At 71.3% G+C, this 23,422-nt stretch carries 21 protein-coding genes; 20 read left to right on the forward strand and 1 reads right to left on the reverse strand.

The features are described 5' to 3' along the window. Positions 1-124: 124 nt before the first annotated feature. From VMV22_12155 to VMV22_12215, 13 genes are all read left to right on the forward strand, one after another. Positions 125-532 carry a M67 family metallopeptidase gene (locus VMV22_12155; protein ID HUY23078.1) on the forward strand — a complete coding sequence of 136 codons (408 nt, stop codon included), beginning with the start codon at positions 125-127 and terminating at the stop codon, positions 530-532. Positions 533-614: 82 nt separating this feature from the next. Further along, positions 615-890: a ubiquitin-like small modifier protein 1 gene (locus tag VMV22_12160; GenBank protein ID HUY23079.1), complete on the forward strand. Its 276-nt coding sequence runs from the start codon at positions 615-617 to the stop codon at positions 888-890. Between the two features lie 30 nt (positions 891-920). Further along, on the forward strand, positions 921-1,868 hold the full coding sequence (locus tag VMV22_12165) for a pyridoxal-phosphate dependent enzyme (GenBank protein ID HUY23080.1): 948 nt from the start codon (positions 921-923) through the stop codon (positions 1,866-1,868). Between the two features lie 45 nt (positions 1,869-1,913). Further along, positions 1,914-2,468 carry a ferritin-like domain-containing protein gene (locus tag VMV22_12170; GenBank protein ID HUY23081.1) on the forward strand — a complete coding sequence of 185 codons (555 nt, stop codon included), beginning with the start codon at positions 1,914-1,916 and terminating at the stop codon, positions 2,466-2,468. 128 nt (positions 2,469-2,596) lie between these two features. Beyond that, positions 2,597-2,794, forward strand: coding sequence for a hypothetical protein (locus tag VMV22_12175; GenBank protein HUY23082.1), 198 nt, complete (start codon positions 2,597-2,599; stop codon positions 2,792-2,794). A gap of 74 nt (positions 2,795-2,868) precedes the next feature. Next, the gene (gene murI / locus VMV22_12180) at positions 2,869-3,777 is read left to right on the forward strand and encodes a glutamate racemase (GenBank protein ID HUY23083.1); all 909 of its coding nucleotides are present in this window, start codon (positions 2,869-2,871) and stop codon (positions 3,775-3,777) included. Positions 3,778-3,780: 3 nt separating this feature from the next. After that, entirely contained in the window at positions 3,781-4,512 is a 732-nt protein-coding gene (locus VMV22_12185) for an MBL fold metallo-hydrolase (GenBank protein HUY23084.1), read from the forward strand. Between the two features lie 64 nt (positions 4,513-4,576). Beyond that, the gene (rph, locus tag VMV22_12190; GenBank protein HUY23085.1) at positions 4,577-5,329 is read left to right on the forward strand and encodes a ribonuclease PH; all 753 of its coding nucleotides are present in this window, start codon (positions 4,577-4,579) and stop codon (positions 5,327-5,329) included. Next, positions 5,326-6,033, forward strand: coding sequence for an RdgB/HAM1 family non-canonical purine NTP pyrophosphatase (gene rdgB / locus VMV22_12195; protein ID HUY23086.1), 708 nt, complete (start codon positions 5,326-5,328; stop codon positions 6,031-6,033). The genes rph and rdgB overlap by 4 nt, the downstream gene beginning before the upstream one ends. A 283-nt stretch (positions 6,034-6,316) precedes the next feature. After that, positions 6,317-7,528 (forward strand): SpaA isopeptide-forming pilin-related protein, encoded by a 1,212-nt coding sequence (locus VMV22_12200; GenBank protein HUY23087.1) that lies wholly within the window; start codon positions 6,317-6,319, stop codon positions 7,526-7,528. Positions 7,529-7,755: 227 nt separating this feature from the next. Continuing rightward, positions 7,756-9,018, forward strand: a complete 1,263-nt coding sequence (gene eno, locus VMV22_12205; protein ID HUY23088.1) for a phosphopyruvate hydratase — start codon at positions 7,756-7,758, stop codon at positions 9,016-9,018. A 315-nt stretch (positions 9,019-9,333) separates the two neighbouring features. Then, positions 9,334-10,395 carry a hypothetical protein gene (locus tag VMV22_12210; protein HUY23089.1) on the forward strand — a complete coding sequence of 354 codons (1,062 nt, stop codon included), beginning with the start codon at positions 9,334-9,336 and terminating at the stop codon, positions 10,393-10,395. A gap of 578 nt (positions 10,396-10,973) precedes the next feature. Next, the gene (locus VMV22_12215) at positions 10,974-13,091 is read left to right on the forward strand and encodes an acyltransferase family protein (GenBank protein ID HUY23090.1); all 2,118 of its coding nucleotides are present in this window, start codon (positions 10,974-10,976) and stop codon (positions 13,089-13,091) included. A gap of 242 nt (positions 13,092-13,333) precedes the next feature. Here VMV22_12215 and VMV22_12220 read toward each other — a convergent pair whose 3' ends face one another. Beyond that, positions 13,334-14,209 (reverse strand): enoyl-CoA hydratase/isomerase family protein, encoded by an 876-nt coding sequence (locus tag VMV22_12220; GenBank protein ID HUY23091.1) that lies wholly within the window; start codon positions 14,207-14,209, stop codon positions 13,334-13,336. Positions 14,210-14,476: 267 nt separating this feature from the next. On the opposite strand from VMV22_12220, the gene VMV22_12225 reads away from it, so the two are divergent. The 7 genes from VMV22_12225 to VMV22_12255 all read left to right on the forward strand — a co-directional run bounded on the left by VMV22_12225 (position 14,477) and on the right by VMV22_12255 (position 23,420). Continuing rightward, a complete protein-coding gene (locus VMV22_12225) occupies positions 14,477-14,974 on the forward strand; it encodes a MaoC family dehydratase N-terminal domain-containing protein (protein ID HUY23092.1) in 498 nt (165 codons plus the stop codon). A gap of 187 nt (positions 14,975-15,161) precedes the next feature. Beyond that, positions 15,162-16,670 carry an MFS transporter gene (locus VMV22_12230; GenBank protein HUY23093.1) on the forward strand — a complete coding sequence of 503 codons (1,509 nt, stop codon included), beginning with the start codon at positions 15,162-15,164 and terminating at the stop codon, positions 16,668-16,670. Between the two features lie 33 nt (positions 16,671-16,703). Further along, the gene (locus VMV22_12235) at positions 16,704-17,153 is read left to right on the forward strand and encodes a DoxX family protein (GenBank protein ID HUY23094.1); all 450 of its coding nucleotides are present in this window, start codon (positions 16,704-16,706) and stop codon (positions 17,151-17,153) included. 31 nt (positions 17,154-17,184) lie between these two features. After that, positions 17,185-19,407: an acyl-CoA dehydrogenase gene (locus VMV22_12240; GenBank protein HUY23095.1), complete on the forward strand. Its 2,223-nt coding sequence runs from the start codon at positions 17,185-17,187 to the stop codon at positions 19,405-19,407. A gap of 82 nt (positions 19,408-19,489) precedes the next feature. Beyond that, on the forward strand, positions 19,490-19,921 hold the full coding sequence (locus tag VMV22_12245; GenBank protein HUY23096.1) for a MaoC/PaaZ C-terminal domain-containing protein: 432 nt from the start codon (positions 19,490-19,492) through the stop codon (positions 19,919-19,921). Positions 19,922-20,061: 140 nt separating this feature from the next. Further along, positions 20,062-21,384 carry an ABC transporter substrate-binding protein gene (locus VMV22_12250; protein HUY23097.1) on the forward strand — a complete coding sequence of 441 codons (1,323 nt, stop codon included), beginning with the start codon at positions 20,062-20,064 and terminating at the stop codon, positions 21,382-21,384. After that, on the forward strand, positions 21,381-23,420 hold the full coding sequence (locus tag VMV22_12255; GenBank protein ID HUY23098.1) for an ABC transporter permease: 2,040 nt from the start codon (positions 21,381-21,383) through the stop codon (positions 23,418-23,420). Before VMV22_12250 ends, VMV22_12255 begins: the two co-directional genes overlap by 4 nt. The last annotated feature ends 2 nt before the right edge of the window (positions 23,421-23,422 follow it).

Below are 23,422 nucleotides of genomic sequence, written 5' to 3' on the forward strand. Positions count from 1 at the left end.
CCCCCGACCCCGCCCCGGCCCTGGGCCCTCCGCGGCATCCGACCGCGGGGGTTGCCCCGAGCGCCTCGGACGACCAGTCGAGCGTCCTCGCCCTGGGGCGGGGGGTCCCGGTACCCTCGTCGGGATGCTCCGGCTGCCCGCCCCGGTCTACGCGCAGATCATCGGGCACTGCCTGCACGGCCTGCCCGACGAGGCCTGCGGGCTGCTCGCGGGCGACCCGGCCACGGGGAGCGTGGTGGTCAGCTACCCCACCCGGAACGTGGCGGACTCGGCCAAGCTCTACACGGTCGACCCCGGTGACCACCTCCGCGCCGACCGCGACGCCGAGGAGCGGGGGATCGAGATCATCGGGGTGTTCCACTCCCACACCCACACCGACGCCTACCCGTCGCCGACCGATGTGGCCCAGGCGCCGGACCCCGGCTGGCACTACGTCGTGGTGTCGCTGCGCGACACCCACCCGGCTGTGCGTTCCTACCGCATCCGGGGCGATCTGGTCGACGAGGAGCCCGTCGTGGTCGAGCCCCGGTAGAATACCGACCAGATTCGTCAACATTCGTTGCCGGCCGTCCCCGCCGTCGGGCGCCGGGCGGCGACCGTCCAGGGAGGAAATCGTGCCCGTCGAAGTGAGGCTCCCCACCGTCCTGCGCCAGCACGCCGGTGGGAAGACCACGGTCTCGGCCGAGGGCACCACCATCGGCGAGGTCCTCGCCGACCTGGTGCGGACCTACCCGGGGATGGCCGGGCAGGTCCTGACCGAGGACGGGTCGCTGCACCGGTTCGTGAACGTGTATGTCGACGACGACGACGTCCGCTACCTCGACCAGCTCGACACCAAGGTGGGTGACGGCGACACCGTGTCGATCCTGCCGGCCGTGGCCGGCGGCTGAGGTCGGCCCGGGCACCCGACGGGCATCGCTATGGCCCTGGTCACCAGCATCCTCGATCTGATCGGCGACACCCCGCTCGTCGACGTCAGCGCGCTCAGCCCCAATCCCGACGTCCGCATCCTCGTCAAGCTCGAGGGGCACAACCCCGGGGGGTCGGTCAAGGACCGCATCGCACTGTCGATGGTCGAGGAGGCCGAGAAGGACGGTCGCCTCTCGCCGGGCGCCACCCTCATGGAGCCCTCGTCGGGGAACACCGGCATCGGCCTGGCGCTGGTGGCGCGGGTGAAGGGCTACCACCTCACGGTGGTGCTGCCGTCGAACGTGTCGGTGGAGCGCAAGCAGCTCCTGGCCGTGTGGGGCGCTGAGGTGATCGAGTCGCCCGGGAGCGAAGGGTCGAACGGGGCGGTGCGCATGGCCGAGCGGGTGCACGCCGAGCACCCCGAGTGGGTCTTCCTCTACCAGTATGCCAACGCCGCGAACCCCAAGGCCCACTACGAGGGCACCGGGCCGGAGATCTGGCGGGACTGCCCCGAGGTGACCCACTTCGTGGCCGGCCTGGGCACCTCTGGCACCCTCCTCGGGGTGGGCAGGTTCCTGAAGGAACGCAACCCCGCCGTCGAGGTGTGGGCCGTGGAGCCCCCCGCCGGCGAGATGGTGGACGGGCTGCGCAACCTCGACGACGGGTACATCCCGCCCATCTTCAGCGACCTGGGGGGCCCGGAGATCCTGGACCGCAAGACCATGGTGGGGCCCCGCCAGTCGATCGAATGGACCCGCAGGCTCGCCGAGGTGGGCGTCTTCGCCGGCATCTCGTCGGGCGCCGCCATGGCCGGAGCGGCCAAGTGCGCCCAGTCCATCGAGTCCGGGGTCATCGTGGTCGTCTCCGCCGACGGTGGCTGGAAGTACCTGTCGACGGGCGCCTGGACCGACGACCTCGACGTCGTGGTCGAGCGGGCCAGGCACACCATCTACTTCTGACCCCCGGCGCAGCTCGCAGGCCGGGTGGGCGGGTAGGTTGCTGGCATGGCCGACTTCCTGACCGACATCGAGACCCTGCGCCGCCAGGCCCGTGAACACATGGACCGGGGCCCGATCACCGACTCCTACGGTGCGGACCGCGAACGGGTCATCGCCGTGCTCAACGAAGTGCTCGCCACCGAGCTCGTGTGCGTGCTGCGCTACAAGCGGCACTACTACATGGCCCACGGTATCAACTCGGGCCCTGTCGCCGCCGAGTTCCTGCAGCACGCCACCGACGAGCAGGGCCACGCCGACCTGGTGGCGGCGCGCATCGTGCAGCTCCAGGGTGAGCCCGACTTCAACCCCGAGACGCTGGCGGCTCGGAGCCACGCGGAGTACGCCCACAGTAGCGACCTCATCGAGATGATCCGAGAGGACCTCGTTGCCGAGCGGGTGGCGGTGGCCTCCTACCAGGAGATCATCCGCTGGCTCTCCGACAAGGACCCCACCACGCGGCGCATGATCGAGGACATCCTCACGGTCGAGGAGGAGCACGCGGACGACCTGCTCAACCTGTTGCAGGACCTCGGCGCGTCCCCCGACGGAGCGTTTCACTGACCGCGCGCAAGGCGTCGGGGAAGTCGGCGGGCCGGCGCGGCGCGCCGCCGCCGGTCCCCGCGCACCTGCACCGGCTGGAGGAGTGGAACGGACTGCGGCGCGGGGACCCCGTCGAGATCGACGGGCCGGTGCTACGGGGTGCTGCCTGGCGGTTCCTCGGCTACGTCCGCAACGAGCGCAACGGGGCGGAGTCCGTGGAGGTCATCGGGGGCCGGCCCGGCGAGGACCGGGTGCGCTCCTTCCTCCCGTCCCAGGTGTTCCCCGTGGGAGGGCGGCGGGCCGGGCGGGCCTCCATCGCCGACGCCCCGCAGCTGCCGCTCGGTTGAGCCGCCACCTGGTCGGACAGCCGCCTGGTCGACCTCGATCAGCCGGGAGCGGCCGGTGCCGTAGCCTCGTGAGGATGGACGGCCGGCCGATCGGCATGTTCGACAGCGGGTTCGGTGGTCTCACCGTCGCCCGGGCCCTGATCGACCTGGCGCCCCACGAGGACCTCGTGTACGTGGGCGACACCGGCCGGTACCCCTACGGCCCGCGCGACCTCGCCGAGGTGCGCGCGTTCGCCGCGCAGATCGCCCGCTGGCTCGTCGACGAGATCGACGTCAAGCTGATCGTGGTGGCGTGCAATACGGCCGCGGCGGCGGGCCTCGACGCGCTACGAGCGAGCGTGCCGGTCCCCGTGGTGGGCGTCATCGAGCCGGGGGTGCGTGCCCTGGCCAGGGCGACGCGCAATCGACGAGTGGGCGTGGTGGGCACGGTGGGGACGATCTCCTCGGGCGCCTACCAGCGCGCCATCGGCGAGCTCCCGGTCCCGGTCGAGCTGGCGTGCGCGGCGTGCCCCGGGTTCGTGGAGTTCGTCGAGCGCGGCGAGACGCGCTCGGACCAGGTGGCTGTGCTCGCCGAGCGGCTGCTGGCCCCGGTGCGCGACGCCGGCGTGGACAGCCTGCTGCTCGGATGCACCCACTACCCGTTCCTGGCCCGCACGATCGCGGATGTGATGGGTCGTGACGTGGTCCTCGTGTCCTCGGCCGACGAGACGGCCTTCGAGGTGCGCGCCGTGCTCGCGGCCGACGGCCTCGGGCGCGGTGACGACCGTCCGGGGACGCTACGGGTGTACTCGTCGGGAGACGTGGCCTGGTTCCGGACGGTGGGAAGCCGCCTCTTCGGGGGCGAGCTCGGCGACGTGCGGGCCCTCACGTGGCCCACCCTTGCGCCGGTGGGGGTGCCCGACACCGCGACGGCGCCGCACCCGGGGGCTCCGGCGCGGCGTGCCGGCGCGGGCGGCGCCGGCCGCGACCGCGCGTCGGGCTGAGCCGTGCTCACCCTCACGGTCCTCGGCTGCGACGGCAGCCACCAGGGGGCGGGCGGCGCCGCCAGCGGGTACCTGGTGCGGTCGTGGGCGTCGGGCACCGCCGTATGGCTCGACGCCGGCCCGGGGACGTTCGGCAACCTGCAGCACTTCACCGACCCGTTGGCGCTGTCGGCCATCGTCCTCACCCACGAGCACAGCGACCACTTCAGCGACGTGGAGGGGTTCATCACCGCGGCTCGCTGGGTGTACGGGTTCCATCGGGCGCCCGTCCCCGTCTACGCCGCGCCGGGGATCAGGGCGAGGATCCAGCAAGCCACCGACGGGATCCTCGATTGGCACGAGGTGGGTGACGGTGACGGGGCGGACGTCGGTGACCTGCGCCTGCTGTTCAGCCGCACCGACCATCCGCCCGTCACCCTGGCCGTTCGGCTCGACGGGGCGTCGGGCGCGCTGGGCTACTCTGCGGACTCCGGTCCGGGCTGGTCGTTCTCGGCGCTCGGCCCGGGTCTCGACCTCGCACTGTGCGAGGCCACCTACACCGTCGAGCACGAGGGGACCGCGGGACACATGAGCGGGCGCCAGGCAGGGGCCAATGCCAAGGGGGCCGGCGCCCGTCGGTTGGTCGTGACGCACCGGTGGCCGACGGTCCCGGCCGCGGCCATCCTCGTCGAAGCCGGCGAGACCTTCGGGGGCCATGTCGACCAGGCGGCCGTGGGCCGCGGCTTCTCCCTGTGATCGGCCTGCGGGTCGTGCGCGGCGCGCACGTTCCGACCGGCGCCCACCTCGTGGCCGCCCGGCGATGAGCACCGATCCCCGCGCCCTGCGGGCCGACGGCCGTGCCGTGGGCGACCTGCGCCCGGTGTCGTTCACCCGCGACTTCACCGAGCTGGCCAACGGGTCGGTGCTCGTGTCGATGGGCAAGACCATGGTCCTGTGCACGGCGTCGGTGGAGGATCGCGTCCCGCCGTGGCTGCGCGGTGGCGGCAAGGGATGGGTCACCGCCGAGTACTCGCTGCTCCCGGGGTCGTCGGCCGAACGAGTCGGCCGCGAGGCGGCCAAGGGCCGTCAGTCTGGTCGCACCCACGAGATCCAACGTCTCATCGGGCGGTCGCTGCGGGCCGTGACCGACCTCGTGGCCATGGGCGAGCTCCAGGTGACGGTGGACTGCGACGTCCTGCAGGCCGACGGCGGGACTCGGACGGCGTCCATCTGCGGTGCCTACGTCGCACTGCACGACTGCTTCACTCGCTTGATGCAGAAACGGCTGATCTCCTCGCACCCGCTCACCGACGGATGTGCAGCGGTCTCGGTAGGCGTGGTCGACGGCGCCTGCCTCCTCGACCTCGACTACTCCGAGGATTCGCGAGCCGAGGTGGACATGAACGTGGTGATGACGGGGAGCGGGCGGTTCATCGAGGTGCAGGGCACGGCCGAGGGCATGGCCTTCACCCGTGGCGAGCTCGACGAGCTGCTGGCTCTGGCGGAGAGCGGCATCGCCGTCCTCCTCGACGCTCAGCAGTCCGTCGTCGCCGATCCTCCTGCCCCTCGATGACGGCGATGGCTCCCGGCGGCAACGGCCAGGGCCACGACCACGGCCGTGGCCACGGGGGCTCCGGTGACGGCCGCGGCGGGGACGGCCACGGCGGCGGGCGCCTGCGCCTGGTGCTCGCCACCGCCAATCCCGACAAGGCCGCAGAGATCGTGGCCATCGTGGCCGCCGCCGCCGCCGACCGTGTCGAGCTGGTGGCCCGGCCGGGCACCGTGGTCGAGGTCGAGGAGACCGGGGACACCCTCGAGGAGAACGCCCGCCTGAAGGCGTACGCGCTCCTCGAGGCGACAGGCCTGCCAGCAGTCGCCGACGACACCGGGCTCGAGGTCGACGCCCTCGACGGCGCCCCGGGCGTGTACTCGTCGCGTTTCGCCGGTGAGCACGCCTCCTACGACGACAACGTGGCCAAGCTCCTGGCCGACCTCGAGGCCGCCGGGGCGCACGGCCCCGAGGCGCGCCGGGCCCGGTTCCGCACCGTGGCCATGGCCTGCTTCCCCGGCGGGCGGGAGGTGGTGGCGAACGGCGTGGTCGAGGGCTCCATCGCCGAGGCCCGGCGGGGGGGCGAGGGCTTCGGCTACGACCCGGTGTTCGTGCCCGACGGTGGGGACGGGCGCACCTTCGCCGAAATGACCGCCCCGGAGAAGAACGCCCGATCGCACCGGGCCCGGGCGTTCCGGGCCCTGGCGGTGGGGCTGGTCTCGGCCTGATCGTGGCCCTCGGCCGCGTGGGCGTGCTCTCGGACTGAGCGCGGCCGCGCCTTTCGAGGGCCTGGAATCTCGGAGGGCGCCATCAATCGGCATCCGCGGGGAATTCCTGTAGCGATTCCGCCAAAAAAGTGCCTCCGCGCGCCCAAAGTGGGACTTTGGTCCCTCACTTCTGACTCTCCGCAGTCTTACGGTGACTAGTAGTGAGAGTCATCAGCCCCCGGGTGACACGTGGGGAAGAGGGCCCGAAATGCGAACGCAGAGAATGATTTCGAGAGCACTATTGGTGGGGGGAACGCTCGTGGCTGCCGGCGTCCTGACGCTCGGCTACGCCACGAGCTCGTTCGCCAGCAGCCCGCGGTGCGAGAGCACCCAGCTGACGGTGGTGAAGACCGACACCGGCGGGAAGGCCCTGGCAGGGGCCAGTTTCCGTCTGTACACGGTCACCCACGACGGCAAGCAGGGCGATGCCACGTCGTGGCAGGGCACGACCAAGCTCGGGAATGACGGCCGGGCGACCGTCGTCTTCCAGAACGTCGCCGCCGGCAAGTACTTCGTCGTCGAGACCGCTCCGCCCGCCGGATACTCGGCAGGCGCGGCGCAGTTGGTCACGCTCCTGGCGGAGACCCAGCAGGTCACCTTCACGGACACCCCGCTCCTGGGCTCGGTGACGGTCAAGAAGGTCGACCAGGCCGGAGCACCGCTGGCGGGGGCCGGCTTCACGCTCTTCACCAGCGTGTCCGAGCCCGCAGCCCGGTCCGCAGGGATCGGGACGTCCACCGGCAAGTCGTGCCAGATCACGGGCGTGAGCGGTGGGTCGGCGCAGTGCACCATCGCCGACGTGCCCGCAGCCTCGTACTGGGTCGAGGAGACCACGGTGCCCGCCGGCTACACCGGTGCCGACCCGTTGGCCGTGACGGTGCTGCCCGGTCAGGCGGCCACGGTCACCTTCACCGACACCTTGAAGGCCACGCCACCGGCACTCGGTTCGATCACCGTGTCGAAGGCCGACAACGCCGGCAAGGCGCTGGCGGGTGCGGGCTTCACGCTCTACACCGACGCCAATGGCGCCCCCGGAGTGGCGGTCGGCCCAGCCCCGGCTCTCACCGCGGTGAGCGGTGGGATCGCAGCGGTCACGTTCTCGGACGTGGTCGCCGGCACGTACTGGGTGGAGGAGACCACGGTGCCTGACGGCTACGTGGGCGCGCTGCCCAAGAGCGTGACGGTCGAGGCGGGACAGAACGCCACGGTGAGCTTCGTCGACGAGCCCAAGCCGCTGGAAAGCCCGGCGGGCGGAGGAGCGGTGACGCCCACCTCCGTGCCGACGGTGGCGACGCCCACCTCCGTGCCGACGGTGGCGACGCCGATCACCGGAGCGACGACCACGCACACGGGTCTCCCGTTTGCCGGCTCGAAGCCCCTCGTGATCGGGACATCGATCTTCGGTGTGGGCCTGATGGCAGCGGGAGCGCTGCTGAGGCGCCGGGTGCTCGCATAGGTCCGGGTTCCCCGGCATCGACCCTGGGGGTCGCCGGTTCGGTGAGCACCAGCGGTCCCGGGGGCACCGTCCCAGAAGCAGCCCGACGGCTCACCCGAGCAGGATTGCGATGCTCGGGTGAGCCGTCGGCGCGCTTGTCCGGCCGGCCCGAGATGTGACCTTCGGCCCGGGTGCGCCGGCCCCCGGAATGTGAAGCTGAGCGGACCCGGTGCGAGGGAGGGCGGCTCATGGACGTGCGTATCGAGAAGGTCGACGCCATCGAGGTGCTCGATTCGCGCGGACGGCCGACGTTGTCGGTCACGATGACGCTGACGGGAGGCGTCATCGCTCGCGCCGGCGTGCCGTCGGGGGCTTCGACGGGCTCCCGGGAGGCCGTCGAGCTGCGCGACGGTGACCCTGACCGGTTCGGCGGTGGGGGCGTGCGCGGCGCGGTCGGCGCGGTCAACGGTGAGATCGCCGCCGCCATCGGGCGGCGCACGTTCTCGGGCCAGGCCGAGCTGGACCAGACCCTGATCGAGCTGGACGGCACCGAGAACAAGAGCCGGCTCGGAGCCAATGCCATTGTCGGCGTGTCCATGGCCGGCGCCCGGGCGATGGCCAGCGCGGCCGGCGTCCCGCTGTGGCGCTCGCTCAACCCCTCGGCCGTGGCTCCCCGGCTTCCCGTTCCGCACTTCAATGTCGTCAACGGCGGAGTCCATGCGCCGAACGACCTCGATTTTCAGGAGTTCATGGTGGCGCCGCTCGGCGCCCCGACGATGGCCGAGGCCGTGCGCGCCGGCGCCGAGGTCTACGCCGCCCTGCGCACGCTCCTTGCCGGCAGGGGCGAGGCCACGGGCCTCGGTGACGAAGGCGGCTTCGCCCCCCAGATCGCCGAGCCCGAGGCGGTCCTGGGTGTCCTGGTCGAGGCGATCGGGCAGGCGGGGTACCGTGCCGGGCGCGACGGGGTCATGATCGCCCTCGATCCGGCGGCCAGCGAGTTCCACCGCGACGGCATGTACAGCGTCGCGGGCGAGAAGCTCTCGAGCGACGACATGGTCGACCGGTACGCCGCCATCGCCGACGCATTCCCAGTGTGGAGCCTCGAGGACGGTCTGGCCGAGGGTGACTGGGACGGCTGGGTCCGGCTCACCGCTCGGCTGGGGGACCGATTGCAGCTCGTGGGGGACGACCTTCTCGTCACGAACCCGGCCATCATCGCCGACGCCATCGACCGACGGGCCGGGAACGCCGCGCTGATCAAGGTCAACCAGATCGGCACGGTCACCGAGACGCTCGCGGCCATGGCCACGTGCCGGGCCGGCGGGTGGGCGCAGATGGTGTCGCACCGCTCGGGCGAGACCGAGGACTCGTTCATCGCCGACCTGGCCGTCGGAACGGGGTGCGGGCAGATCAAGAGCGGGGCACCCGCGCGCGGCGAGCGAGTGGCCAAGTACAACCGCCTCATCGAGATCGAGGCGGGCGAGGCGCTGCCCTACGGACCGGGCGGCTGACCGGGCGCCACCCTCGGCTCTCCGGGGATCAGTTCGGACAGACGCAGGCGACGAGTACTGCACAAGAGCCTGTTGCATCAACTCCACCGGCGATCTGCCAACGCCCTGGTAGCGCGCGCGTCATCGCCACCACCTATCAGGGCTGGAGGTCCCCCTGCTGGCCCCCAGGCCGGACAGCACGATCTCCTTGGCGTCTGGCGTGCCTTGGAGGAGCCCGCCGAGCGCGCGCGACGCGCCAGCATTTAGGGCCTTTCGGCTCTGATCTTCCGCACCACACGCGCCGATCTGGCTGCAATGGCGCGTGCAGAAGCTCTCGTGACTGCCGATGCCGGACAGAGATGGCGATTTGTCGTCGGCTCGGTGCTGGCTGGGTTGGTGACTCTCATCTTCCTGCTGTGGATCGTCCTGGGCATCGATGGGCCACGCGTGACAGACGGGGTCGACGACATCGGGGAACTGGTGGCTGCATTGTGTGCCGCCCTCGTCTGTGGCGTGGCAGCACGGCGAGCGTCAGCGGGCCGAGCCAGCTGGGCGCTCCTAGCTGCGTCAAGCTTCGCGTGGGCGGTCGGGGAATCCCTGTGGAGCTACTACGACCTCATCAAGGGTGTACAGGTCCCGTTCCCGTCTCTGGCCGATGTCGGATTCCTTGCGGCCGTTCCTCTGGCGTGTGCAGGGCTCTTGCTCTTCCCCAGCTCTCCGAGACGCACGGCGCATCGCATCCAGGGCGTTGTTGACGGTTGCATAATCGCAACGTCGCTGCTCTTCGCCAGCTGGGCGACGATTCTCGGTCCCCTGTACCGATCTCACCAAGGTGGCGTGCTCAAGCAGGTTCTGTCGCTCGCGTATCCGATGAGCGACGTGGTGATGGTGTCCTTGGTCGTCATCTTGATCGCGCGTGCCGGACGGCGCGGATGGGTGAGCTTGGGTTTGGTGATGGCGGGCCTGGCTGCTTTCGCCATAGCCGACAGTTCCTTCACGTATTTGACAGAGGTGAATAGCTACGGCAGCGGGAACTTCCTGGACACTGGCTGGGTCGCGGGCTACCTGTTGATCGGTCTGGGGGCGCTGTGGGCGATCACCTCACCCTCGCGCCACGCCGAACAAGCCGATGAATCGGTGATGTCGCTGGTGGCTCCGCATGTGCCAGTGCTGGTCGTGCTGGCGGTGACCGCAATACAGCTACTGCGCGGGCGACACATCGAGCCCGTTGCCTGGGTCATCGTGTTCGTTCTCGTGCTGCTCGTCCTTGGCCGTGAAGTGCTGCGTATGTGGGATCAGGCGGTTGCCGTCCGGCTGCACGCCCACACCATCGAACCAGCAGATGGACCGACGCGGGCTCACGATCCAGAAGCCGACGCCGCGTTCGTAGGTCGGTGAGCTGTGATGAGTGGATACCGCCCCGGCCCCGTGTCGAGCGGTTCTTCCGTGCGACTCCTGGCCCCGCCGGTTGGACAGCGTTCCCCGACGAGAAGTGCTACATACACGTCGCGATCCGTCGGCACCGCCAGCGCAAGACACTGGACCGCTTGGGTCGTCCACTCCATCATGCTCGCGACGACTGCGTTCGCCATTCTCGATCTGTGGCTCTTGGTGTCGTCCGTGCACCGCTAGACCAACTGGCGGCGCCACACGTGCGCGCCTCGATTCAGACGGGCCGATGCCCCGGACCCCCTGCCACGGTGGCGCCAGCCCCAAAGCGGCCCCGAGCGTGGAGCGCCTTCTCAGGGGTGGGCCAACGGCGGGTTGGCGTCTGGGACGGTGCGCGGCCTTGCCTGTGACGGGGATCCGGGCCGTGGCCGCGGGAGGCGGGGCGACGCGGTCGCGGCCGCGGCCTGAGGAATGGCTCCTCGGGACCAGGCGGTCGAGATCGGCCGGATCCCAGACGCAGGTCGTGGGTCCTGCCCACCATCACCTCCAGCTTCTGTCCGTTGTCGTCCCCAAGTACCCTCGGCCGCATGCCTGATGGAGTGACGGGACGGAAGGGATTACCGGATCCGGACACGAGCGCCCGAGATGGTCGGTTCCTGGCGTCGGGGGACGAATCGGGCACAGCCCCCGGGGACCGTCCGTTCCGACCCGACGTCGAGGGCCTCCGTGCCGTCGCCGTACTCCTGGTGGTGCTGTTTCACGCCGGCGTCTCGGCACTCTCGGGCGGCTATATCGGCGTCGACGTCTTCTTCGTCATCTCGGGGTTTGTCATCACCGGCGTGCTGCTCCGGGAGCGGGCCTCGTCGGGCCGGACGTCGATCCTCGCGTTCTATGGTCGCCGCTGCCGTCGGATCATCCCGGCGGCCTCGTTGGTCATCGTCGCGACGGTGGCCATGGCGTACATCTTTCTGGGCAACGTGACGGGTGGCCTAACGGCAACGGACGGGCGGTGGGCGAGTGTCTTCCTCGCCAACTTCCACTTCACCGCCATCGGAACGGACTACCTGGCTTCGCAGCGACCGCCATCCCCGCTTCAGAACTTCTGGTCGCTCTCGGTCGAAGAGCAGTTCTATGTCGTCTACCCGACGCTGTTCCTGCTGCTGGCCGGTATCCGCACCCGCCTTTCGCTCCGCGCTCGTCTCGCTATGGGCCTCGTGATCGTCATTGGGGTATCGCTGACCTTCTCGATTCTGGACACCGCGAGCCACCCGACCGGCGCCTATTTCTCCCCGTTCACCCGGGCGTGGGAGCTCGCGCTCGGTGCTCTGGTGGCGGTGGGGACCCCGTGGTTGTTGAAGATTCCCGAACACCTGGCGGCCGTCGCCTCGTGGCTCGGTCTCGGAGCCATCCTCGGTGCCGCCTTCGTCTTCAGCACCCAGACCGCGTACCCCGGCTCGCTGGTGTCGATCCCCGTCGCCGGTTCGGCACTCATCATCGCGGCCGGGGTACGGGCGCCTCGTCTGGGCGTCGAATCACTCCTCCGCTTGGCACCGCTTCGCGGGTTGGGGAAGCTCTCCTACTCGCTGTACTTGTGGCACTGGCCCATCCTGCTCGTGGCAGCCGAGCACAGCGGGAGGACGAGCCTCTCCGTTCCGGAGAACCTCGGTTGGGTGCTGGTAGCGCTCGTGGCGTCATTGGTCACCTACCTGCTGGTCGAAAACCCCGTCCGCCACGCCCGGCCCTTGGTTCGCGTCCGCTGGGCGAGTGTGGCCCTGGGTGTGGGGATCACGGCCGTGGCCCTGGGGATCGTCTCGCTTCAGGCCGCCGTGGTCGGTGGCACACCCTCGGCCCCGGTGCGAACAGCCTCGTCCGCACCCCGTGCCGCCTCGCTGCAGACCGTCCTGAAACTGGTGGCGGCATCCGATTCGATCCGGACGGTCCCGCCGGACCTCACGCCACCGCTGTCGTTCGCCGTGCCGGCGCCCCGGTGGAACCTCGGACAGCCCCCCGCCCGCTGTGTCGCGACGATCAATCGCAGCATGGTCCCGGCCTGCGCATTCGGCGATCGCGTCGGGACCCGCACCATGGTCCTCTATGGGGACTCCCACGCGGCCATGTGGTTCCAGGCCCTGGATTCCATCGCCACGCGAACCGGTTGGAGACTGATCGTCCTCTCCAAGTTGGGATGCCTCGCCGATCCCCTCCCCGCTCCCACCCCGCGCGAGGCGACGGAGTGGAAAGCATGTGACCAGTGGCACACGTTCGCCCTGGCCCGCATCAACCGGATCGACCCGAACCTTCTGGTCGTTACCCAGGCGATCACCCAGACCCGGCTTCTCGCGGACGTGTACACACCCTCGCAGTGGCACGACGGCATGACCCAGCTGCTCAGACGGGTGAGGGCACAGGCAACGGTGGTCCTCGGCAACATCCCGGACAGCGGAGGTCCCTCCTGCGTGGCCGGTCACCGAGACGATGTCCAGGCGTGTTCTCGCATGCCCTTCACCGCGTACAACAACGCCGAACGTCAGGCCGCCATCGCAGAAGGAGCACGCTATGTCGATGTCACGCCCTGGTTCTGCGCCAAGAGGTGCAACCCCATCATCGGGAACTACGACGTGTACTTCAACAGCACGCACATCGCTGTCCGCTACACGCATTTCCTCGAACGTGTGCTCGCACAGGGACTCGGCCTTTCGGGGTAGGGCACCGCCTCCGACGTCGAGCGTCCTCGACGCTCCTCGACGAGGACCCGAACAGCACGAGACGACCGCTCGATGTCCTCGATCCAGCCGTGCATCGCTGTTCCCAGGAGTCGAGAACGTCGACCGAGCTACCGGCGAGGCGTGGGGATCGCACCGAACAGGGCCTCTGGATGTCCGGCGTGGGCCGACACGGTGGAGCAGTCGTCTGCTTCGGGCCTGGTAGCGGCGACGATGTGCCGCGTCTAGCGCAGGCGCCACTCCACGCGCTCGCCCGAGGCGAATCGCTGCTGGCCTTCTGCGAGCGCCTCGGGGTCGTTGCCGAGACCGACAAAGGCCCACCCGAGCCCGAGCGCCTGGCCCCGTGACAGCTCGCGCCCGGCCCAAAGGGCACGCAGGGTTCCCTGGACAGCGACGGGGTGGGCCTTGGCGATGACGCCCGCCGCCCACCCGGCCCGCTCGCGCAGCTCGGCGGCCGGTACGACCTCGGTGACGAGGCCGATCTGCAGGGCGCGCTGAGCGCTCATGCGCTCCTCGCTGCCGAGGAGCGTCAGGCGGACCAGGTCGCCGAAGGGCATGCGGCCCGTCATCTGCAAGGGCTCGAAGGCCGCGGCCATGTTGAACGTCAGGTGCGGGTCGAAGAACGTGGCGTGTTCGGCGGCGATGATGAAGTCGACCTCGCCCAGCATGTAGAAGGCACCGCCACACGCGATCCCGTTCACCGCCGCGATCACCGGCTTCCACAGGTCGTTGCTCTTCGGCCCGAGGTTCTCGCCGGGGTCGTCGAACATGAACGGCGTCGTCCCCGAGCCGATGTGCACGGCCTCGCTGTCGTCCTCCGGGCCGGCGCTGCCGTCGGTCGCCGTCGAATAGCCGGCGCGGCCGGGCCTGGGGCCGTCGGCCATGGCCTCGGAGCGGTCGATGCCCGTGCAGAAGGCCCTCTCGCCCGCCCCCGTGAGCACGACGACCCGGACCGCGTCGTGGCGCCGTAGCCACCGCCACAGTGTCCGCAGCTCGCGCTGCATGGTCGTGTTGAAGGAGTTGAGGACCTCGGGCCGGTCCAGCGTGACCCGTGCCACGCCCTCGGACTCCTCGTAGCCGAGCGTCTCGAACTCGGGCATCGCCCTTCCTCGCCGTGGTTGCCGTGCCCGCGGTGTCCCGTGCGGGGCCGCGGGCACGGTAGCAGGGGCAGTCGGCGGCCGGCACGCCGAATCGGTCCGGCAGCCGGTCCGGGCGCGGGGCCAGCGGGCTGGGCGGCGGTCCCAGCGGGCGGGCGGGCGGCGGTCCCAGCGGGCGGCCCCGGCGGGCGGGCGGGAGTCGCACCCCTCGGGCGACCCCGGCTACCTTGTCGCTCCGGGTCGCTCCGGCGACGGCACGGGGAGGACCAGATGTCAGACGACGAGCTGCGCAAGATCATCGGCAAGCCGATGAGCAAGTCGAAGGTGGTCGTCGAGCGTGGCCCCGTGGCGAACTTCGCCACGGCGGTGTGCGACCCCAACCCCGTCTACCGCGACCCGCGGGCGGCCGCCGAGGCCGGTCTGAAGGCCATCCCGGTCCCGCCGACCTACCCCTTCGTCATGCAGACCTGGGGCGAGTTCCCCGAGGACCAGCCGGCGGACCGGCCCAAGGGCAACCCGCTCGGCGAGGTGATCGGCCCCCTCATGGCCAAGGGGGGCATCATCCTCCACGGCGAGCAGGAATTCATCTACCACCGTCCCGTGTTCGTCGGCGACGTGCTGGTCGGTGAGGGCCACGTCGTGGACGCCTATGCCAAGGAGTCGAAGGGCAAGACGATGACCTTCGTGGTCACCGAGACGGTGTGGCGTGACGACAAGACCGGTGATCCCGTCGTGACGTCGCGCTTCAACGTGATCCATCGCGCCTGACGACCGACAGCTCCACCGCCGGGCCGACTGACGCCCCGATCACCCGACACGGGGCCGCCTGAGCGCCCCGCGCACGGCTGCCCGACGGCGCGTGCCGGGCTGCCCGAGCGCTGGCATGGCGCTTCCCGAACACCGCCTCCCCCTCGGTCGGGGCGTCGGTGCGCCGCTGATCGGCGAGGATGGAGCCGTGGTGCCGCCCCCGGTCCCCGCGCTGTTCGACGCCGCGCACCGGCGGTTGACGACGGGCATCGTGCTCGTGGTGTCGTTCATCGCCTTCGAGGCCATCGGGGTCGCCACGGCGCTGCCCGCCGTGCTGGCCCACCTCGGTGGCGTCCGCCTGTACGGGTGGGCCTTCAGCGCCTTCATGCTGGCCCAGGTGGCGGGGATCGTCGTCTCGGGCCCGGTCGTCGACCGGGTGGGGATGGCCCGCCCGCTCACGGCGGCGGTGGCCCTGTTCGCCGCGGGACTTCTGGTCGGCGGCCTGGCGCCCTCCATGCTGGTGCTCGTCCTCGGCCGTGCGGTCCAGGGGACCGGCGCGGGAGTCATCGCCGTCACCATCAACGTGGCCGTCGGGCGCGGCTACCCGCCGTCGTTGCGCCCCAGGGCCTACGCCGCCATGTCGAGCGCCTGGGTCGTCCCCGGTGTGGTCGGGCCCGTCATCGCTGGCCTGGTCGCGCAGCACCTCACCTGGCGACTGGTCTTCCTCGCGCTCGTCCCCGCCGTGGTTGTGGGAGCCGCCATCGCGCTGCCCGCGCTACGGCTCGCCGACGCCGCCACCGCGTCGACCGTCGGCAAGGTCCCGGGCGAGCCCGACGCGTCCGCCCGCCGGCCCGGGGTCCTCGTCGCCTTGACCCTGGCGGTGGGGAGCGCGCTCGTCCTGGACGCGCTGGCCACCCGTCACGCCGTGCTGGCCGCCGTCCTCGCCGTCGGCGGCCTCGCCCTCGCCGCTCCCGCGCTGGTGCGGGTCATCCCGACACGCGTCGCACCGCCGGCCTCGCGCCAGCTCGGTGCCATGGCGGTCGGTGCGCTGGCCAATCTGGCGTTCTTCGGGGCCGAGGCGTTCCTTCCGCTGTCCCTTGTGTCGCTGCACCATCGCAGCCTGACGGAGGCCGGCATCGTGCTCACCGCGGCCTCGCTCACGTGGACGGTGGGGACGTGGGTGCAGGCCCACACCCAGGACCGTCTCGGCCCGCGCGTGCTGTCGGCGGCCGGGCTGGGACTCGTGGCCGTGGGGGTGGCCGGCGTCGCCGCGCTGGGATGGTCCGGAACCCCATGGTGGACGGCGTTCCCGGCGTGGGCCGTCGCCGGCGGTGGCATGGGGCTGGCCTACGCCACCACCACGCTCGTCGTGGTGTCGGCCGCGGGCCCCGGGCGCCAGGGCGGCCCCGTCGCCGCCATGCAGGTGCTCATCACGCTCGGCATCGCCGTGGGGGCCGGCGCGGGCGGCGCCGCCCTGGCCTGGTCGGTGGCCCTGGGGCACGGCAGGGCGCCCGGACTCAGGCTCTTCGACTCGGCCGTGGTGGTGGTGGCGCTCGTGGGCGTCGCCCTCACCGCCACGGTGCCCCGGCGGGTCCCGGTGCACGCCGCCGAACCTGGCGCCGGCCCTGGCGCGGGTGGTGCCGTCCCCGTCCCGACCCCCGCACCGCCCGGTCCCGGCACCGTGCCACCGACCGCCACGGACGAGAACGGGTTATGAAGCCCCAGGTCGGCGGGTGCTAGAACGAACGAGGTGAAGACCTCACTGCTGACAGGTCCGCAGTGGGTCGCGGTGCTGCGCATCGGCCTGGGGCTGTGGTGGCTGGAGAGCTTCCGCCACAAGAACCTCGAGGCCTGGATCAAGCGACAGGCCGGGATCAACTGGGCGGCCGACATCGCCGGCAAGCACCGCTGGAAGGTCGTGGGAAGAGGATTCGACGCCGTGGTCAAGCCCCACCCGAAGGCCATGACCTGGGTGGTGCTCATGAGCGAGCTGAGCCTGGGCGTCGGGCTCGCCTTCGGCTTCCTCACACCGGTGGCGGCATTCGCCGGCATCGCCCTCAACCTCGTGTACTTCGTGCTGATGATCCATGACTGGGCCGAGCAGGGGCAGAACCTGATGATGGTCCTGGCCGCCGCCGTGGTGCTCGGGGCGCACGGTTGGCAGGTGTGGTCCATCGACCACGCCATCGGCTGGTTCTGACCGGCCGTCCACACAGACAGGGAGCAGGAGCATGCCGATCGGCATCGGGGAGGACCACGAGGCGCTGCGTCGGACGGTCCGCCGCTGGCTCGAGGCGCGCTGCCCGCCCGAGGTGCCCCGGGCGCTGCTCGACGCCGACGTCGAGACGGTGCCGGCGTTCTGGGACGAGCTGGCGGCGCAGGGATGGCTCGGGATCCACGTGGCCGAGGAGCACGGCGGCCAGGGCTTCGGCATGCTCGAGCTCGCCGTCGTGGTGGAGGAGCTGGCGCGAGCCGTGGCCCCCGGGCCCGTGGTGCCCACGATGCTGGTGGCTGCGGTCGTCTCGGCCGGCGCCGACGACGCCCAACGCAAGGCGCTGCTGGCGCCGCTCGCCGACGGCACGTGCCCGGCCGCCGTCGCCCTTCCCGGGAGCGGCGCGCTCGACGGCGTGCGTCGCGACGACGGCACCCTGGCCGTGACCGGGGAGCTGCGCCCCGTGCTCGGAGCCGCGCTGGCGCGCCGGCTGCTCGCGCCCGTGGCCGTCGCCGGCAGGGGAGCCGACCCCGTGGTGGTGTGGTGCCTCCTCGACATCGGCGGGGGGGTCGCCGTGGACGGCCTGCCCAGCCTCGACCCCACCCGACGTGTCGCCGCCGTTCGGGTCGAGGGCGTGGTGGTGGCCCCGGAGCGCCAGCTACCACTGGTGTCGACCACCGTCGTCCGCCACTTGGCCCTCGTGGTCGCCGCCGCGGAGTGCGCCGGCGGCTCGCGGTGGTGCCTCGAGGTGGGCACCGAGCATGCCGTCAACCGCCGGCAGTTCGGCCGTCCCATCGGCCAGTTCCAGGCGGTCAAGCACCGCCTGGCCGACATGCTCGTCACCGTGGAGCAGGTCACGGCCTTGGCGTGGGACGCGGCCCAGGCCGCCGATTCCGGCGATGCCTCGCAGGCGGGGCTGTCCGCCGTGCTGGCGGGCGCCCTGGCCCTCGACGCCTACGTCGAGTGTGCCAAGGGGTGCATCCAGGTGCTCGGGGGCATGGGCTTCACCTGGGAGCACGACGCCCACCTGCACCTGCGGCGGGCGCTGTCGTTGCGCCAGCTGGTGGGCCCCAGCCCCGGTCTGCGGGTGGAGGCGTCTCGCGCCGCCATGGGGGGCAGCCGGCGCGGGCTCGCCATCGAGCTCCCCGAGGAGGCCGAGCGCATCCGGGAGGAGGTCCGAGCCGTGGTCGCCGAGGTGGCGGCCGCCGCCGACCCGACGCAACGGCGCCGGCGGCTGGTCCAGACCGGGCTCCTCACGCCTCACTGGCCGGTCCCCTGGGGGCGTGGCGCGGGGCCGGTCGAGCAGCTCGTGATCGACGAGGAGCTGGCGGCTGCCAAGGTGCACCGGCCGAACCTGGCCGTGGGGGCGTGGGCGCTGCCGACCATCATCGCCCACGGGACGCCCGAGCAGCAGGAACGCTGGGTGGGCCCGACCCTGCGCGGGGAGCTCGTGTGGTGCCAGCTCTTCAGCGAGCCGGGGGCGGGCAGCGATCTCGCCGCCCTGTCGACCAGGGCCACGCGCCATGACGGCGGGTGGGTGCTCGACGGCCAGAAGGTGTGGACATCGGTCGCCATGCGCGCCGACTGGGGGATCTGCCTGGCGCGCAGCGACCCCGACGCCCGCAAGCACGAAGGCATCACCTATTTCATCGTGGACATGCACAGTCCCGGCATCGAGGTGCGCCCGCTGCGCGAGATCACCGGCGACGCCATGTTCAACGAAGTCTTCTTCACCGACGTCTTCGTCCCCGACGACTGCGTCGTCGGGCAGGTGAACGGCGGGTGGCGCCTGGCGCGCACCACCTTGGCCAACGAGCGGGTGTCGATGTCGTCGGGCGCCACCTTCGGCTTCGGGATCGAAGCCATCCTGAAGTCGCTGCGGGGAGCCGAGGACGAGGACCCCGTCGTGCTCGACCATCTCGGCCTGCTGATCGCCGAGGCGCAGTCGGTCGCCCTGCTGGGCGCCCGCACCACGCTCCGGTCGGTGTCCGGCGTCGAGCCCGGGCCCGAGGCCAGTGTGCGCAAGTTGCTGGGTGCCGAGCACGAGCAACGGGTGCAGGAGCTCGGGCTGACCTTGCTGGGGGCGCGGGGCGCCACCACCGAGGACGACGCCGGGCGCTGGAGCCAGGGGTTCCTGTCCACCCGCTGCCTGACCATCGCCGGGGGCACGAGCGAGGTCCAGCGCAACGTCATCGGCGAGCGGATCCTGGGCCTGCCCCGCGACCCCGAGCCCGGCGGTTGAGGCCGGCGACCCGGGCCGGAGCGGTTTGACAGCGCACGGCGACGACGCCCAAGCTGCGTCAACGGTCGAGGAGGGACGAGGAATGGGCGAGGCCACGCTGCACTTCGAGGACGTCAAGGAGGGCGACGAAGCCCCGGTGAAGCGCCACACGCTCACCCGGACGGACCTCGTCCGCTACGCGGGCGCGTCGGGCGACTACAACCCCATGCACCACGACGAGGTCCTGGCGACCGGCGCCGGCCAGCCCAGCGTCTTCGGTCACGGCATGTTCTCGATGGGCTTGCTCGGCACGGCCCTGACCGATTACGTCGGGCCCGGGAACGTGACCACCTACAAGGTGCGCTTCTCCCGCCAGACATGGCCGGGAGAGGAGCTCACGACCAAGATCGTGGTCACCGGCAAGCGGGTCGACGACGGCCGGCAGCTCGTCGACTTCGAGTGCAGCCTGGCGAACGCCGACGGCGAGGTGAAGGTGGTCGGCGAGGCCACCGCGGAGCTCCCGGGCAACGCGTGATCCCGCCGGGCGGGCGCCGGCGAGCGGCCCCCTGCGAGCGGCCCCCTGCGAGCGGCCTCCTCGTGAACAACCCCCGTGCGAGCGGCCCCGGATAAGGTCCCGGGGACGAGACGCCGCCGGAGGGAGTGGGTGTGCCCGCCATGAAGCGGATCGCAGGGGTGGCCGGACCGGTGCTCGCGCTGTGTTCGCTGTCGGCAGCGTGCGGGAACGCCCCGGTGACGGTCTCGACGGCGGGGAACACCGACGGGGTGCTCCCGGAGGAGATCGTCGTCGGTGCCCTGGCGTCGCAGACGGGCCCGCTCCCCGCCGACTTCGCGCCGGTCATCACCGGAGCGCAGGTCTATCTCGACATGGTGAACGCCGCCGGGGGCGTGAACGGGCGGACCATCAAGCTCGCCTACAAGCTCGACGACTTCTCGAGCCCGTCGACGGACGCCAGCCAGGCGCGCACGCTCGTCGACCAGGACCACGTGTTCGCCGTCGTGGCCGTGGCGACGCCGTCGTTCACGGGGGCGGGCTACCTGGCCTCCCACAACGTGCCCACCTTCGGGCTGAACGTCAACCCCAACAGCCAGTGGGGCGCAGGGCCGAGCATGTTCGGCAACACGGGCTCGTACACCGACTTCGGCGGGACGCAGTTGCAGGCCGCATTCCTGGCCGAACAGCACCACGTGCGCTCCGCCGCGGTGGTGGCCTACAACGTGGCCCAGTCCCAGCAGGGCTGCCAGGGCGTCGAGCGTTCCTTCGAGCGCTACGACGTGCCGGTGGGGTTCCAGGACACGAGCGTGCCGGCACCGGCCATCGACCTGCACGCGGACGTCAACCGGATGCGGGCGGCACACGTCGACATGGTGGCGTCGTGCATGGACCTCGGGGCCAACATCCTCCTGGCGCAGACCATGCAGCAGGCAGGGATGACCGGCGTCGTGCAGTACTGGTTCAACGGCTACGACCCCACGGTGCTCCGCCAGTTCGCACCGGTGATGCAGGGCACCTACTTCCTCCTGTCGCACGTGCCGTTCGAGGTCACCCAGCTCTACCCCGGCCGGTACCCGGGCATGGACCGCTTCCAGGCGATGCTCAAGCGCTATGCCCGGGGCACCGGACCGTCGGAGGCCGCCCTGGCCGGGTGGACGGGCGCCGACCTGTTCGTGGCGGGTCTGCGCGCCATCGGCACGAACGTGACCCGGAGCCGCCTGGTGGCGGCCATCAACCGGATCAGCGACTTCACCGCCGACGGCATCGAGCCCCCCATCAATTGGCGCGTCGCCCACAAGCCGGCCAACGGCCCCACCAACTGCACCGCCTTCGTCCAGGTCCAAGGGGAGAAGTTCGTACCCGTGTACGGGACCCCGCCCAGCGTGTTCAGCTGCTTCCCCATCCGCCCGCCGGCGACGGGGCCCATCACGCGCGTGGTGCCGGTCCCGGCCGGGGTGCCGCCGTTGTCGCGGGCCGCCCGGTGAGCCACTTCCTCTCCTACGCCCTGCCCGGCATCCCCTACGGGTGTGCCTACGCGCTGATGGCGGTGGGCCTGGTGCTCACCTACAAGGCGTCGGGGGTGTTCAACCTGGCCTTCGGTGCTCAGGCATACGTGTCGGCGGTGGTGTTCTACGTCGCCGTGCACGACGGTTGGCCCAAGTGGGCGGCCTTCGTCGTCGCCGTGGTGGTCCTCGGCCCCGCCCTCGGCCTGGTGCTCGACCGGCTCCTGTTCCGCTACACCCGCACCGCGCCCCCGCTCGTGAAGCTGGTGCCCGCACTCGGCCTGCTGATCGCCATCCCGAGCATCGCGCAGATGGTGTTCGGGACGGCCCCTCGTCGCTCGCCGCCGGCCCTGTTGCTGAGCCCGAACCACGTGTACTTCCACGCGGCCGGGCTCGGGGTGACGGGCGAGGAGCTGGCGACCACGGTCGTCACCGTCGTCGTCGTCGGGGCTCTGGCGTTGTTGTTTCGTTCCGGCACGATCGGCTTGCGCATGCGTGCCGTCGTCGAGAGCCCCCGCATGACCGAGCTGGCGGGGATCAGGGCGGACCGTGTCGGGGCCTTCGCATGGATGCTCTCGAGCCTGTTCGCCGGGCTGAGCGGCGTTCTGCTGGGGGGCGTGTACACCGACGTGAGCGCGTCGAACTTCACCGCGCTGCTGGTGGCCGCCATCGCCGCCGCCGCCGTGGGGGGCTTCTCGAGCCTGCCGTTGACCCTGGTGGGCGGGGTGGGCCTCGGCGTGGCACAGGAGGTGATCGGCGGCTACCTGCCCTCGGGGACGATCCTGTCGTCGGGCCTGCGGCCGGCGTTCCCGTTCGTCGTCCTGGCCGTGCTCCTGGTGGCGCGCCGGACCTTCCGCCAGGGGAGCACCGCCGGTGACCCCCTCGCCGCCTGCGACCCGCCCCCGGCCTCGATGCGCCCCCCGCCGCGCATGACCGAGGTGGCCCTCGGGACGAGAGCCTTCAGCGGCGCCGTGGCGGTGGTGTTCGTGATCACCGCGCTGGTGCTCGTCCCGGGGAATTGGGAGTTCACCCTGACCCAGGGCCTGGTGCTGGCGACGGTGTTCCTGTCGGTGACCGTCCTCACCGGCATGGGGGGACAGATCTCGCTGTGCCAGGCCGTGTTCGCCGGCGCCGGCGCCTTCACCGCCGGCCAGCTCGCCACCCACTTCGACGTGCCCGTCATGATCGGCACGATCGCAGGAGGACTGCTCGCCGCCGTGGTCGGTGCCGTGGTGGCCTTGCCGACGCTGCGGCTCGGGGGCATCGCCCTCGCCATGCTCACGCTGTCATTCGCGCTCGTGGCCGATAACGTCCTGTTCGCGTACCCGTGGGCGGGGAACGGCGCGAGTGGCGTCACGGTCCCGCGGCCCACCATCGTCGGGCTCAGCTTCGCGGGGAACGGGGCCTTCTTCTGGCTCGCGCTGGTCATCCTGGCCATCACGGCAACGGCACTGCGGCTGATGCAGAGCGGCACCGTGGGCGAGGAGCTTGCCGCCTTCCGGGGGTCGGAGACCGCGGCCCGGTCCATCGGCATCGACGTGCGTCGATTGCGCGTCACCGCCTTCGCCCTGTCAGCGGGCGTGGCGGGCCTGGGCGGCGCGCTCTACGGATCGCTCCAGCAGTCGGTCTCGCCCAACGACTTCAACTACCAGTTCTCCCTTCTCTTCGTGGTGATCGTGGCGACCGTGGGCGTGTACTCGGTCGCCGGCGCCATCGAAGCCGGCATCGCCTACACGGTGCTGCAGCAGGCCGTGAACAATCTCCCCAGCCGCTACGGGTCGTTGTTGGCGCTCGTCTTCGGTGCTGCCGCGCTGACGTACGTCCGGCATCCCGAGGGTGTGGTGGCGTTCGCCAAGCGGTGGATTCTCGACCGCGCCGAGCAGTTCGCCCACTTCCTGCAGCGCAATGACGAGCCGGGTGGTCCCGGCGCAGACGGTCCGGGCGCGCGTGGCGTCGACGTGGGCGCGCCCGGCGCCCTTCGCGCCGGTGGCCCCGATGCCGCCGCGGCGGGGGGGTGAGC

The sequence above is a fragment of the Acidimicrobiales bacterium genome, assembly GCA_035531755.1.
Taxonomy (GTDB): Bacteria; Actinomycetota; Acidimicrobiia; order Acidimicrobiales; family UBA8190; genus DATKSK01.

Coding starts and splice junctions, on each gene's coding strand:
- VMV22_12155 (HUY23078.1), top strand. CDS start 125: ATGCTCCGGCTGCCCGCCCCGGTCTACGCGCAGATCATCGGGCACTGC.
- VMV22_12165 (HUY23080.1), top strand. CDS start 921: ATGGCCCTGGTCACCAGCATCCTCGATCTGATCGGCGACACCCCGCTC.
- VMV22_12170 (HUY23081.1), top strand. CDS start 1,914: ATGGCCGACTTCCTGACCGACATCGAGACCCTGCGCCGCCAGGCCCGT.
- murI (HUY23083.1), top strand. CDS start 2,869: ATGGACGGCCGGCCGATCGGCATGTTCGACAGCGGGTTCGGTGGTCTC.
- rph (HUY23085.1), top strand. CDS start 4,577: ATGAGCACCGATCCCCGCGCCCTGCGGGCCGACGGCCGTGCCGTGGGC.
- rdgB (HUY23086.1), top strand. CDS start 5,326: ATGACGGCGATGGCTCCCGGCGGCAACGGCCAGGGCCACGACCACGGC.
- eno (HUY23088.1), top strand. CDS start 7,756: ATGGACGTGCGTATCGAGAAGGTCGACGCCATCGAGGTGCTCGATTCG.
- VMV22_12215 (HUY23090.1), top strand. CDS start 10,974: ATGCCTGATGGAGTGACGGGACGGAAGGGATTACCGGATCCGGACACG.
- VMV22_12220 (HUY23091.1), bottom strand. CDS start 14,209: ATGCCCGAGTTCGAGACGCTCGGCTACGAGGAGTCCGAGGGCGTGGCA.
- VMV22_12225 (HUY23092.1), top strand. CDS start 14,477: ATGTCAGACGACGAGCTGCGCAAGATCATCGGCAAGCCGATGAGCAAG.
- VMV22_12240 (HUY23095.1), top strand. CDS start 17,185: ATGCCGATCGGCATCGGGGAGGACCACGAGGCGCTGCGTCGGACGGTC.
- VMV22_12245 (HUY23096.1), top strand. CDS start 19,490: ATGGGCGAGGCCACGCTGCACTTCGAGGACGTCAAGGAGGGCGACGAA.
- VMV22_12250 (HUY23097.1), top strand. CDS start 20,062: ATGAAGCGGATCGCAGGGGTGGCCGGACCGGTGCTCGCGCTGTGTTCG.